Below are 13,084 nucleotides of genomic sequence, written 5' to 3'. Positions count from 1 at the left end.
AAGTCCCTCGACGAGCTGCTCACGAAAATCGCCTGAGAAAGGCAGCCATAGCCACCACCGAGGGCCCCGCCAGAAGCGGGGCCCTCGACGTTGCACCCCACCGTGCGCTGCCGCCGCAGCGCGTTCACCTTTGGCTGTCAGGACTCTGGGGAAGCGGACCGCAGGACGCGGTCCCGGCGAAACGCCCGAAAGGACAGGCCATGAACATGCTTCCCATCGTACGGATCCTGCTGAGATACGCCTCCGGCGCGCTCGTCTCGGCCGGGGCGATCTCGCCCCAGCTGGGCAACGGGCTGGCTGCGGACGAGAATGTCGCGATGATCGCGACGGGGCTGCTGGGCTTCGCCGTCTCGGAACTCGGCTACATGATGGCCAAGCGCCGCGGCGGCGCGACCTGAGCACGGCCCGGGCCGGGGCCTCCCGCAGGCTCCGGCACCTCGAAAACATGCCTTGCCGACAATCTTTCGTTTCTGATTTCGATCAACAAATTCCGTGATCCCGGTCAATGCCGGACCTGTCCCGCCCGGCCTATCACGCCGCACACACGACAGAGCGAGGACAAGCGATGAAACACGTGATGCTTCCGGCGGCGCTGGCCGCGATGGCCGCATGCGGGGCAGGGGCGGCAGCGGCGCAGTCGGCCGGCGATATCACCATCGGCCTGGGCGTCGGCTACGTGGAGCCCGCAGGCGACAACGGCGACGCGCTGGACATGGACATCGATGTCAGCTCTTCCGCGCGCCCGACGCTGACGCTCGAATATTTCGTCATGGACAACCTGGGCATCGAGCTTCTGGCCGCGACGCCATTCCGCCACGACGTCGATCTCGACGGGCTGGGCCAGGTCGCCGCCGTGAGCCAGCTGCCGCCGACGCTGACCCTGCAGTACCACATCCCGACCGGCACCGCCTTCACGCCGCTCTTCGGCATCGGCATCAACTACACCACCTTCTTCGACATCGACGAGAAGGGCGCCGCCAAGGGCTCCAAGCTGGAACTCGACGACAGCTGGGGCATGGCGCTGCATGCCGGCGTGGACTACGCGCTGAACGAGACGAACGCGATCCGGGCCGATGTCCGCTGGATGGACATCGATTCCGAAGTGAAGCTTGACGGCGACAAGGTCGGCAAGGCCGAGATCGACCCCTGGGTGTTCGGCGTCTCCTGGATCCACAAATTCTGAAACCGCCTTTTCTGCGGGCAAACGGGGCGGTGCCCCGGCCACAGATCAGACGGGGGGAATATCGCCTTGGGGGCGCCGGAGGTACTCCGGCGCCTTTTTTCGCGTTTCCAGGGACAAGGTCGCAAAACGCGCGGCGAATGTCGGAAACGGCCCGTGCTGCGGGCCCGAAACGGAGAATGTCGCCGCCATGCAGACGAACGGGCATCGGAACAGCAGCTTGCAGGGACACGGGAGCGCACCGGCGCGCGCGGCGCAGCCGCCTGTCCGGGGCCGGGGAAAGGCCGCGGCGGCCGCCGGGCGCTGCCCTCGCGCGGCGCAATTTGCCTGTCCAGTCCGGGCATCGCGAGGATTGCCGGAAGGCATCCGCGTCGGGCATGGTGTGGCAGGCGGAAGCGAGGCCGGCCGTTCCGCAGGGGCACCCCGGAGCGGGCGCGCGGCGCATGCGGGGCAATGGCGGGAGGAACGCGCCGATCTGCACAAATTTTGTGCATTCATCTTGCGGGCAGGGCGAAAATCCCTTGCAGGCATGGACGAATGCGTTTTGGAAATATAACCAAATTTTGGGCAATACAAACGGGGTAGGTATGGACGTGACAGCGCCGATGGTCGAATTCGACCGCGTGCAGAAGAGCTATGACGGCGAGACGCTGGTCGTGAAGGACCTCAATCTTGCCATGCCCAAAGGGGAATTCCTGACCATGCTGGGGCCGTCGGGTTCCGGCAAGACCACCTGCCTGATGATGCTGGCAGGCTTCGAGACGGCCACCAACGGCGAGATCCGCCTGGCCGGCCGGGAGATCAACCACATCCCGCCGCACAAGCGCGGCATCGGCATGGTCTTCCAGAACTACGCGCTGTTCCCGCACATGACGGTGGCCGAGAACCTGAGCTTCCCGTTGGAGGTGCGCGGTCTGGACCGCGGCACGCGCGAGACCAAGATCAAGCGCGCGCTCGACATGGTGCAGATGGGCAAGTTCGCCTCGCGGCGCCCGGCGCAGCTGTCCGGCGGCCAGCAGCAGCGGATTGCCCTGGCGCGCGCGCTGGTCTTCGAGCCGGACCTGGTGCTGATGGACGAACCGCTCGGCGCGCTCGACAAGCAGCTGCGCGAGCACATGCAGTTCGAGATCAAGCACCTGCACGAAAGCCTGGGCATCACCGTGGTCTACGTGACCCACGACCAGTCCGAGGCGCTGACCATGTCGGACCGCGTGGCGGTGTTCAACGACGGCAAGATCCAGCAGCTGGCGCCGCCGGAGGACCTCTACGAGCGTCCCGACAACAGCTTCGTCGCGCAGTTCATCGGCGAGAACAACAAGCTCTCCGGCAAGATCGAGGGGCTGGACGGCGAACAGGCGCTGGTGCGGCTGCATTCCGGCGAGCTGATCGGCGCGACCGCGGTCAATACCGGCGGCATCGGTTCCGAGACGCTGGTCTCGATCCGTCCCGAGCGGGTCGAATTCCGCTTCGACCGTATCCAGGAAGGCTGGCACACGCTCGACGCGGAAGTGCTGGAATTCATCTATATGGGCGACCTGTTCCGCACCCGCCTGCGGGTGGCCGGGCATGACGATTTCGTCATGAAGTGCCGCAACATCCAGGGGCAGGAACGGCTGGCCCCCGGGCAGCGGGTCAAGATCGGCTGGCATCCGGCGGATGCCCGCGCGCTCGATCCGGTCTGACGACATTTCCCGGCACGCCCGGACCGCGTGGCGGGACAACAATCCAATCAACTGGGAGACTTCGATGAAACGCACTCTGATCCTGACCTCGGCGCTGGTCGCCGCAGGCGTGGCAGCGCAGGCCGAGGAACTGGCCGTGATGTCCTGGGGCGGGGCCTATTCCAAGAGCCAGGTGGAGGCCTATCACAAGCCCTTCACCGAGAAGACCGGCATCACCGTGGTCGACGTGGTTGCAGACAACCCCGCAACCCCGATCAAGGCGCAGGTCGAGGCCGGCAACGTGACCGTCAACGTGGCGGACGTGGAATATGCCGATGCCATGGCGCTCTGCGACGAGGGCCTGCTGGAAGAGATCGATCCGTCGATCCTTGCGGCCGCTCCGGACGGCACGCCGGCGATGGACGACTTCCTGCCGGGCGCGGTGACCGACTGCTTCGTCGCGACCATCGTGTTCTCGACCATGTACGCCTATGACGACACCGTCTTCACCGGCGAGAAGCCGGCAACCATCGCCGATTTCTTCGATCTGGAGAAATTCCCGGGCAAGCGCGGCATGCGCAAGACCCCGAAGGTCAACCTCGAGATGGCGCTGATGGCCGACGGCGTCGCGCCCGACGACGTCTACGACATGCTGGAGACCGACGAGGGCCTCGACCGCGCCTTCGCCAAGCTCGACACCATCAAGGACAGCGTCGTCTGGTGGGAAGCCGGCGCGCAGCCGCCGCAGCTGCTGGCTGACGGCGAAGTCGCGATGACCACCGCCTATAACGGCCGGATCTTCTCGGCTGCCGTGGCCGAGGGCAAGCCCTTCGTGTCGGTCTTCAACGGCCAGGTCTACGAATACGACGGCTACGTGATCCCGCTCGGCGCGCCGAACAAGGAAGAGGCGATGGAATTCCTCGCCTTCGCGACCCAGACCCAGCAGCTGGCCGACCAGGCCAAGTGGATCTCCTACGGTCCGGCGCGCAAGTCCTCCGGTCCGCTCGTCGGCCTCTACGAGGACGGCAAGACCGAGATGGGTCCCTACATGCCGACCGCCGAGCAGAACCTCGAAGTCGCGCTGCCCTCGAACTTCGAGTTCTGGGCCGACCGCAACGTCGAGCTGTCCGAGCGCTTCAACGCCTGGCTGGCCAACTGAGCCTGACGCAACCGCCGGTCCGGAGCTCCGCGCTCCGGACCGGTCCCCACGACCCGCGTGCGCCTGCACGCGCCGCAGTCGGACGCCGCTCAGGGCGCCCTGCGTTTCGGGAGATTTCCTTTGGCTGACATGACCGCCACGAGTTCGGGAGCCGCGCCGCAGGGGCTGCAGACCGCGGACGGACGCCCGCTCAAGGCCGCGCTGGCCGCGAGCCAGGCACGCGCGAAGCGCCGTGCCTTCTACCTCGTGGCGCCGCTGCTGGCCTTCATCCTGCTGACTTTCGTGCTGCCGATCGGGCAGCTGCTGACCCGCTCGGTCAGCGATCCGCGCTTCATCGAGAATGTCGACCGCTCGACCGGCGAAGTGACGCCGATCATGACCGGGCTGCGCGCCTGGTTCAAGGCGAACGCGCCCGGCACCGAGCCCGACGAGGCCGCCTATGCCGCGCTGGCCCAGGACCTCGTCCTGCTGGCCGAGCTGCGCGGGCAGGGCGATGTCGGCACGCGGATCAACTACGAGGCGCCGGGCACCCGCTCGCTCTTCACCAAGACCGCGCGCAAGGCCGACGACCTGGAGGCGCCCTTCAAGGAGGCGATCCTCGATGTCGACAAGGACTGGGCCGATCCCGTCCTGTGGCAGGCGATGCGCGATGCCTCCAGCCGCTACACGCTCAACTTCTACCTCGCCGCGCTCGACATGACGCGCGACACCGACGGCAACATCGTCAACGTGCCCGAGGACCGGCAGGTCTACCTGCTGCTGTTCAAGCGCACCGCGATCCTGTCGGTGCTGATCACCTTCACCACGCTGGTGCTGGGCTTCCCGGTCGCCTACCTGCTGGCGAACCTGCCGCTGCGCTATTCCAACCTGCTGATGATCCTGGTGCTGCTGCCGTTCTGGACGTCGCTGCTGGTCAGGACGACCTCCTGGATGGTTCTGCTTCAGAGCCAGGGCGTGATCAACGACCTCCTGGTCTGGGCGGGGATCATCGGCGATGACGGCCGGATCCAGATGATCTACAACCAGATGGGCACGGTCATCGCGATGACGCATATCCTGCTGCCCTTCACGGTGCTGCCGCTCTATTCGGTGATGCGGCCGATCAAGCCCTCCTATGTCCGCGCCGCACGCTCCCTGGGCGCGACCAGCTGGACCGCCTTCCGCCGGGTCTACCTGCCGCAGACGGTGCCGGGGATCGGGGCAGGGGCGCTGCTCGTCTTCATCCTCGCCGTGGGCTACTACATCACGCCCGCCCTGGTCGGCGGCAGCTCGGGTCAGCTGATCTCGAACCTGATCGCCTTCCACATGCAGAACTCGCTCAACTGGTCGCTCGCCGCGGCGCTGGCCTCGCTCCTCCTTGCGGGCGTGCTGGTGCTCTACTGGCTCTACGACCGGCTCGTGGGCATCGACAACCTGAAGCTGGGGTAAGCGACCATGGCACTTCCGACCCATGCCGACACGCTCGAGCGCGTATGGCACTACACCTATCTCGTGATCTGCGCCCTGATCTTCCTGTTCCTGATCGCGCCGATCATCATCATCATCCCGCTCAGCTTCAACTCCGAGCCCTACTTCACCTTCACCGAGAAGATGCTGTCCTTCGATCCGACGGGCTACTCGATGCGGTGGTACGACACGCTGCTGACGCTGGGCATGAGCAACCCGGAGGCGCCGCGCGACACGTCGTGGTGGGCGGATGCCTGGGCGAACGCCACCTGGATCCGGGCGGCGAAGAACTCGGTGATCATCGGCTTCTTCTCGACCATCCTGGCGACGGCGCTGGGAACGCTGGCCGCGCTCGGCCTGTCGCGTCCCGAGATGCCGTTCCGCCGCACGGTGATGGCGGTGCTGATCTCGCCGATGATCGTGCCGATCATCATCACCGCGACCGGCCTGTTCTTCTTCTACTCGAAGACCGGGCTGGCGGGCAGCTATGTCGGCATCATCATGGCGCATGCCACGCTGGGCATTCCCTTCGTGATCATCACCGTGACGGCGACGCTGGTGGGCTTCGACCACTCGCTCAGCCGTGCGGCGGCCAGCCTGGGCGCCAATCCGACGACCAGCTTCTTCAAGATCACCATGCCGCTGATCCTGCCGGGCGTGGTTTCGGGCGCGCTCTTCGCCTTCGTGACCTCCTTCGACGAAGTGGTCGTGGTTCTGTTCGTGGCTGCGCATGACCAGCAGACCATCCCGCGCCAGATGTGGGCGGGCATCCGCGAGCAGATCAGCCCGGCGATCCTCGCCGTGGCGACCATCCTGGTGATCGTCTCGATCGGCCTGCTGACCGCGGTCGAGCTGCTGCGCCGCCGCTCCGAGAAGATGCGCGGCCTGTCGCCGGGCTGAGGCCGGCCCGCCGGGCGCCATTGCGGAAAAACGGGAAGGGGCGGCGACTTGCGGCCCCTTCCGCGCATTCGGGGCGCCGCTTTCGCCGCCCTCTCGACACTCCGCCGAACTGCCGCCATACCAGCGGCATGAAGTTACAGGTCCTGTTCCAGACCCTCGCCGTCGGCGCGCTCGGCGCGGGTCTCGCGTCCCTTGCCGGAATTCCCGCGCCCTTCCTTCTCGGCCCGGCCGCTTCGGTCACGGTCGCCGCCCTATCCGGGCTGTCCGTGGCCATCCCACCGCCGCTGCGCACGGCCGGTTTCGTGCTCATCGGCATGGGCATGGGCTCGGGCGTGACGCCCGAGGTCGTGCAGGCCGCGGCGCGCTGGCCGCTCAGCCTTGTCTGCCTGGTCCTGGCGGTCGCCGCGATCCTCTGGGGCGGCGCCTGGATGATGCGGCAGCTTCTCGGGCTCGACCGGCCCACCTCGATCCTCGCCGCCGCGCCGGGCCATCTGAGCTATGTCCTCTCGCTCGGGCTCGACACCAAGGCCGACCTGCCGCAGGTGACGCTGATCCAGTCACTGCGCGTGCTGGCGCTGACCATCCTGACGCCGCCGCTGGTGCTGCTGCTGGAAGGCGAGGCGCTGGTCCCGGCCGCCCGGATGGCGCCGACCGGCCTGCCGGCGCTCTGCGCCATGGGGGCGGCCGCGCTGTGCATCGGCATCGCGTTCGAGCGGCTGCGCATTCCGGCAGGCATGCTGATGGGGGCGATGGTCGCCTCCTCCGTCGGCCATGGCGCGGGCTGGGTCGCCGGCTCGGTGCCGCAATGGCTGTCGGTGCCCGGCTTCGTGCTGATGGGCTGCACGATCGGCACGCGCTTCTCGGGCATCGATGCCAGGATGGTCCTGCGCGCCCTGGGCGGCGCGTCGATGCTGACCGGTCTTGCCGTCGCGGTCTCCTCGGCAGCGGCCTTCGCAGCCTCGCTGGCCTTCGGCTTCCCACTCTCTGCGGCGCTGATTGCCTTCGCGCCGGGCGGGGTGGAGACGATGGCGGCAATGGCGCTGCTGCTGCATGTCGATCCGGCCTATGTCGCGCTGCACCATGTCGTGCGCATCTTCGCGCTGACCTTCCTGATCCCGCTGGCGCTGGGACGCCGCCGCTGAGCTTGCACGCCGGCCTCATGGGCCGTAAGAGCGGCGCGACGAAACGAGGGAATTTGCACCATGGGCTTCAAGATGGGGATTGTCGGTCTGCCGAACGTGGGCAAGTCGACCCTGTTCAACGCGCTGACCCGGACCGCCGCCGCGCAGGCCGCCAACTTTCCGTTCTGCACCATCGAGCCGAATGTCGGCGACGTGGCGGTGCCGGACAAGCGGCTGTTCAAGCTGGCGGAGATCGCGGGCTCGAAGGAGATCATCCCGGCGCGAATGACCTTCGTCGACATCGCGGGCCTGGTGAAGGGCGCGTCGAAGGGCGAGGGCATGGGCAACCAGTTCCTCACCAACATCCGCGAGACCGACGCCATCGCCCAGGTGCTGCGCTGCTTCGAGGATGACGACATCACCCATGTCGACGGCCGCGTCGATCCCGTCAGCGATGCCGAGACGATCAACATGGAGCTGATCATCGCCGACATGGAGTCGGTGGAGAAGCGCCTGCAGAACCTCAGCCGCAAGGTCCGCGGCGGCGACAAGGAGGCGGTCCAGCAGGAGCGCCTGCTGAAGGCCGCGCTGGAGCTGCTGGAAGACGGCAAGCCCGCGCGCCTGCTGGATGTCGCGGAAGAGGACAAGAAGCAGTGGCGGATGCTGCAGCTGCTGACCCAGAAGCCGATCCTCTATGTCTGCAACGTCGAGGAGAACGCCTCGGCCACCGGCAACGCGCATTCGAACCGTGTCGCGGAGATGGCGAAGGCCGAAGGTGCCGGCGTCGTGCTGATCTCGGCGGCGATCGAGGAGGAAATCTCGCAGCTCGACGACGAGGAGGCGCAGGTCTTCCTCGAGGAGATGGGGCTGGAAGAGGCCGGTCTCGACCGTCTGATCCGCGCGGGCTACGACCTGCTGGGCCTCGAGACCTACTTCACCGTGGGTCCGAAGGAGGCGCGCGCCTGGACGATCTACAAGGGCACGCCGGCGCCGCAGGCGGCGGGCGTGATCCACGGCGATTTCGAGCGCGGCTTCATTCGGGCGGAAACCGTCGCCTATGACGACTACGTCACGCTCGGCGGCGAAGCCAAGGCGCGCGACGCGGGCAAGCTGCGCGTCGAGGGCAAGACCTACGTGGTCAAGGACGGCGACGTCCTGCATTTCCTGTTCAACGCCTGAGACTGGGCGCAAGGACGACAGAGGGGCTCCCCGAGGGGAGCCCTTCCGCGTTTTCAGCGGCGGCGGCGCGCGGCGAAGTCCGGCGCGGCCGGCTCGCCGAGCAGCAGCGGCGCCGCCGCCGGAAGCGGCACCGGCGGCATGCCGGAGCCGATGGCCTGTTCCACCGTGTCGCCATTGGCCAGCGTCCAGAGATAGACGCCTTGCGCCAGCCAGGCGGAGGCGAAGTCCTGCGAAGGCGGATGGCCGGCGACCGACAGCCCGCTGCCCGAAACATGGTCGGCAGGCAGGCCCAGCATGGCGTCCTCTCCGTGGAATTCGAAGATGAAGGCATCCCCCGTGGCCACATCGTAGGACGGGTACTTGTCTTGGCCGCTGCCGATCATCGCCGGGCCGCACGCGGTGGTGAAATGCCAGGCGAAGGGGGTGGCAGCGGCGCCGGAGACCGACCAGGCGGCCAGCATGGTGGCGTTGTAGGGATCGGCATCGGGGGCCACGTAGAACCCTCTGGTATCGAGGCTGCCCGAGATGCCGATCGACAGGCTGGTGCCGGTCTCCTGGATCGAGGCGACGACGGCGGCCGCGGCTCCGGCGGCGGCGGCCAGCAGGGCGGCGAGGGGAAGGAATGCCTTCGGCACGATATGCTCCGCAATCGAATCCGCGGCCGGTTCGTGCCGGACGTGAAGGTGGTGCGCGGCGGTCCGGACGGCCCTACGCTGCGCTGCGGAAAAACCCTGCGGCCGCGGCGGAGAGGGGCAGCGCGGCCGGGATTTCCCGTTAATGCGACATTTCGGCCTCCCAGCGGTTGAGTCCCGTCCTCCGGCCGGCTATCCCGCCGCGACCCTTCCGAGGCCCAGCTGACAACGGAGCGCAGAACCGATGGCGCACAGAGACTTCGAACCGAGGCATCTCGAGACCCTCGACCGCGACCTCGGGCGCTTGAACGCGCTGGAGCAGGCGGCCGCCTATGTCGGGCGTCCGGTCGCCGGAAAGGGCGTTGCCGTGTTCTTCGTGGCGGCGGCGGCGCTGCTGGCGGGGCTGCTGCTGGCCGGCAGCGGCCATGCGACGGTGATCGTCATCGCCTCCGCCTTCGGCGCCTACATGGCGCTGAACATCGGCGCCAACGACGTGGCCAACAACATGGGCCCGGCGGTCGGCGCCAATGCGCTGACCATGGGCGGGGCCATCGCCATTGCCGCGGTCTTCGAAAGCGCGGGCGCGCTGCTGGCGGGGGGCGACGTGGTGTCCACCATCGCCAAGGGGATCATCGCGCCGTCGAGCCTGGGTTCCGCCGAGGTCTTCGTCTGGGCGATGATGGCGGCGCTGCTGTCCTCGGCGCTGTGGGTGAACCTGGCGACCTGGATCGGGGCGCCGGTCTCGACCACGCATTCGGTGGTCGGCGGCGTGATGGGCGCGGGCATCGCCGCGGCCGGGCTGGGCGCGGTCAGCTGGGGCAAGATCGGTGCCATCGCCGCCAGCTGGGTGATCTCGCCGGTGCTGGGCGGGCTGATCGCCGCTGCCTTCCTGTGGTTCATCAAGTCCCAGATCATCTACCGCGACGACAAGATCGCCGCCGCGCGCCGCTGGGTGCCGGTGCTTGTCGGCATCATGGGCGGCACCTTCTCCGCCTACCTGTCGATGAAGGGGCTTAAGCACGTCATCTCGATCGGCTTCGGCACCGCGCTGGCGATCGGCGCCGCGCTGGGTCTGGCGGTCTGGCTGGCGATGATCCCGGTGGTGCGCCGCCAGTCCCGCGGGCTGGAGAACCGCTCCAAGTCGCTCAAGGTGCTGTTCGGCATTCCGCTGATCGTTTCGGCGGCGCTGCTGAGCTTCGCCCATGGCGCCAATGACGTCGCCAATGCGATCGGGCCGCTGGCGGCGATCGTGCAGGCGACGCTGACCGGCAGCTTCGACCAGGCCTTCGCCATCCCCTTCTGGGTGATGCTGATCGGCGCCTTCGGGATCTCCTTCGGCCTGTTCCTGTTCGGCCCGCGGCTGATCCGGGTGGTCGGCAGCGAGATCACCAAGCTCAACCCGATGCGCGCGTACTGCGTGGCACTGTCGGCGGCGATCACGGTGATCGTGGCCAGCTGGTTCGGCCTGCCGGTCAGCTCGACCCATATCGCCGTGGGCGGCGTCTTCGGCGTCGGCTTCTTCCGCGAATGGGATGCCGAGCGGCGATTCCGCGCGGCGCGCCATGCCGACCCCGAGCGTCCGGTCGTGCCGGGCGAGGAACGCCGCCGCCGCAAGCTGGTGCGCCGTTCGCATGTTCTGACCATCGGCGCTGCGTGGATCGTGACCGTGCCGGCCGCCGCCGCGCTGTCCGCCGCGCTGTTCTGGCTCATCCGCAGCATCGCCTGACCCGCAGCCGACCCGGCGCGCGGCGCCTCTGGACGGCATCCGCCCGATGCACCCGGGCTGTCAGGCGGCTTTCTTGCACAAAAGGGGGGCTGGGATCCTCCATGTGAATCCAATGCAGTCGCCCGATGGCATGAGCGGGCCGCCGAAGACGGCCTATACGGCCGCCAAACTGCCGACTAGCATGCGCATGATCATGCCCTGAGGGAGCGCGGCTCGCTGGCTGTCTGGACCATTCCTCGATGCAGTGGCAAGCCGTGCTGTCCGGCCGGCGTATCCGCAGCATCCCCCAGGATGTCGGCCGCGTCGCTGGTGGCAACAGCGATCCGGCCCGTTGCCTCGGCAAGGCGGGAATGGCCCTGGCCCAGGCCGATGCGGCGGCAGATGTCGGCGCGGCTCATTTGGTCCACCGCGACCCAATGCACCACTTGCCGCAGCGGGATTTTCACGGGGTCCAGCGGGGCGCCGCGCTCGGCCAGGTTGATTTCGACATTGCGCCTGGTCAGCGCTTCATGGAACACGCGCAGGTTGGAGGCTGCCTCTAGCTTCGCCAGGTTGGGCGGGGTCGAGCCCGGGGACCGCCCGCCAGGGACGCCAGGGCGCCGCCGGTGGCGGCGCACAGCTTGACGGTTCGGGCGTATTCCAGCGTTGCGGCCCGGTGCCGCCCGGTGCGGCGCCATCATGGCCTGGAGCGCACGCGGCACCTTCAGGTGCAGCACCCGCGCCCGGCTGGCCTCCATCCGCACCCGGCCGCGGCTGTCCTCGGTTATTCGGGTGCCTTCTTCGATCTCGGCTTCCTCCAGCCCTCTCCGGGACGTCCAGCCCGGCGGCAGCTTGTCCATTGTCACTGCCCAGGACCGCGCTTTCCTCGCCTTGCGCGTGCTCATGCTCGGGTCCTTTCGGTCTCGCGGGGGGCAAGGGGCAAGTTTCCCCATTGTCCCCTCCTGTTACTTCTCGATTTCACTTCCACTAACTTTTTTGCTTTCTTGCCCTCTTTGCCATTTTCTACAAATAATAATTAAAAACATTGGCTTAAGCGCAATAAGAGGGGGCAAAAAGGTGGAAAGCAGGGGGTAAAAAGAGCAACGCTTCCAGCTCTCCGCCCTCCTAATTCACTGCCGGGGCGCAATCCTGTCCTTCCCCCTCCACACCTTTTCCCTTCGGAGGGATTGTTGCCCCCTGTCCGTAGGGGGCGGGGGAGAGGCGAACGGAACGGCGGGGACGCTGGCGGTCTCGGCGTGGCGGATCGTGGCTAGGCATTGTTGCAGAAGTCTGCGCCGGGGCGTGATGCCCCTTCCCCAGCGGAGGTCAGGCCACGCGTTCGATCTCGGTGGTGCCGAGGGCGTTGAAGCGGTTCATGAATGAGCGGCAAGCGCCATCGGTCCCAGCGCAGCCGCGAATGACGCGGATGTGGATCTCGGCTGCCTGCCGGCCGGGGTCCCTCGAGGCAATCTGCTCGCCGGAGGACTCGAGGTTCCCCATCCTGGCCTCGATCCTGCTCCGGACGTGGCAGCCGGACCACCGCTTGCAGATCGTCCGGCCGTGCCGCCGGCTGGCCCGCGGGATGGCGTTGCGCGCCAGCGCAGCAGGGCAGTCCTCCTTCCACAGGCGGCCGTTTTTCCGGATGGGATCGAGGGCATGACTGCCGTCGCCAGCGGTGCTCGGAGTTTCCCATCGCGGCGCCATCGGTTCGAGCCCGATGGGCGACGGCGCATCCGCCGGCAACTGGCCGGCAACGGTGCCGGCTTCCCCGTCTTCCGGGATCCGGGCGGGCAATTCGGGAAGGACAGGGCTGCCGCCCCCGCGGCTGGAGGCGAACTCCACCGCCCGGATGTCGCCGGTGCCTGTGTCCATCGCCAGATGGACCTTGCGGCACTGGCGGCGGCGGTGGGTGCCGTGCTTCCCGGCCAGCCACTCATTGGCCGGGAAGCACGGCGCCGCTGGGGCCACGGTCCCGTCTCGCTCTGACGTCGGCCAAGCGCGGAAAAGCCCGGGACCGGCCAGTCCGGGCACGCCATCTCGAGGATGCTGGCGGCCATCCCGGCCGTTTGCCTGGGCGGCAGACTGAAGAGCACCTTGATCA

11 protein-coding genes and 1 pseudogene are annotated in these 13,084 nt (G+C 67.7%); 9 read left to right on the top strand and 3 right to left on the bottom strand.

Features of this window, described 5'->3' with window-relative positions:
- Positions 1–200 precede the first annotated feature (200 nt).
- From HCC78_RS29640 to ychF, 8 genes are all read left to right on the top strand, one after another.
- Positions 201–398, top strand: a complete 198-nt coding sequence (locus HCC78_RS29640; protein ID WP_172332353.1) for a hypothetical protein — start codon at positions 201–203, stop codon at positions 396–398.
- 167 nt (positions 399–565) lie between these two features.
- Positions 566–1,183 carry an OmpW family protein gene (locus tag HCC78_RS29635; protein ID WP_172332352.1) on the top strand — a complete coding sequence of 206 codons (618 nt, stop codon included), beginning with the start codon at positions 566–568 and terminating at the stop codon, positions 1,181–1,183.
- A gap of 584 nt (positions 1,184–1,767) precedes the next feature.
- Positions 1,768–2,862: an ABC transporter ATP-binding protein gene (locus HCC78_RS29630; protein WP_172332351.1), complete on the top strand. Its 1,095-nt coding sequence runs from the start codon at positions 1,768–1,770 to the stop codon at positions 2,860–2,862.
- A 64-nt stretch (positions 2,863–2,926) separates the two neighbouring features.
- Positions 2,927–4,000 carry an ABC transporter substrate-binding protein gene (locus HCC78_RS29625; protein ID WP_172332350.1) on the top strand — a complete coding sequence of 358 codons (1,074 nt, stop codon included), beginning with the start codon at positions 2,927–2,929 and terminating at the stop codon, positions 3,998–4,000.
- Between the two features lie 120 nt (positions 4,001–4,120).
- Positions 4,121–5,428 (top strand): ABC transporter permease, encoded by a 1,308-nt coding sequence (locus HCC78_RS29620; RefSeq protein WP_371743957.1) that lies wholly within the window; start codon positions 4,121–4,123, stop codon positions 5,426–5,428.
- A 6-nt stretch (positions 5,429–5,434) separates the two neighbouring features.
- Positions 5,435–6,346 carry an ABC transporter permease gene (locus tag HCC78_RS29615; protein WP_172332349.1) on the top strand — a complete coding sequence of 304 codons (912 nt, stop codon included), beginning with the start codon at positions 5,435–5,437 and terminating at the stop codon, positions 6,344–6,346.
- Positions 6,347–6,474: 128 nt separating this feature from the next.
- Positions 6,475–7,488 carry an AbrB family transcriptional regulator gene (locus tag HCC78_RS29610; RefSeq protein ID WP_172332348.1) on the top strand — a complete coding sequence of 338 codons (1,014 nt, stop codon included), beginning with the start codon at positions 6,475–6,477 and terminating at the stop codon, positions 7,486–7,488.
- A 60-nt stretch (positions 7,489–7,548) separates the two neighbouring features.
- Positions 7,549–8,646, top strand: a complete 1,098-nt coding sequence (gene ychF / locus HCC78_RS29605) for a redox-regulated ATPase YchF (RefSeq protein ID WP_172332347.1) — start codon at positions 7,549–7,551, stop codon at positions 8,644–8,646.
- Between the two features lie 53 nt (positions 8,647–8,699).
- Here the strand turns inward: ychF and HCC78_RS29600 are convergent, their stop codons facing one another.
- Entirely contained in the window at positions 8,700–9,281 is a 582-nt protein-coding gene (locus tag HCC78_RS29600; RefSeq protein ID WP_172332346.1) for a hypothetical protein, read from the bottom strand.
- Positions 9,282–9,522: 241 nt separating this feature from the next.
- Between HCC78_RS29600 and HCC78_RS29595 the strand changes: the two genes are divergently transcribed.
- Positions 9,523–11,004: an inorganic phosphate transporter gene (locus HCC78_RS29595; protein WP_172332345.1), complete on the top strand. Its 1,482-nt coding sequence runs from the start codon at positions 9,523–9,525 to the stop codon at positions 11,002–11,004.
- Positions 11,005–11,195: 191 nt separating this feature from the next.
- Here the strand turns inward: HCC78_RS29595 and HCC78_RS29590 are convergent, their stop codons facing one another.
- Together HCC78_RS29590 and HCC78_RS29585 are read right to left on the bottom strand one after the other, a co-directional pair.
- The gene (locus HCC78_RS29590; protein ID WP_172332344.1) at positions 11,196–11,888 is read right to left on the bottom strand and encodes a hypothetical protein; all 693 of its coding nucleotides are present in this window, start codon (positions 11,886–11,888) and stop codon (positions 11,196–11,198) included.
- 421 nt (positions 11,889–12,309) lie between these two features.
- Positions 12,310–13,084, bottom strand: a pseudogene (locus HCC78_RS29585) (transposase); the annotation flags it as partial.

It is taken from the genome of Mangrovicoccus sp. HB161399 (genome assembly GCF_013184745.1).
Taxonomy (GTDB): Bacteria; Pseudomonadota; Alphaproteobacteria; order Rhodobacterales; family Rhodobacteraceae; genus Mangrovicoccus.
This window is presented reverse-complemented; position numbering and strand designations above follow the sequence as displayed.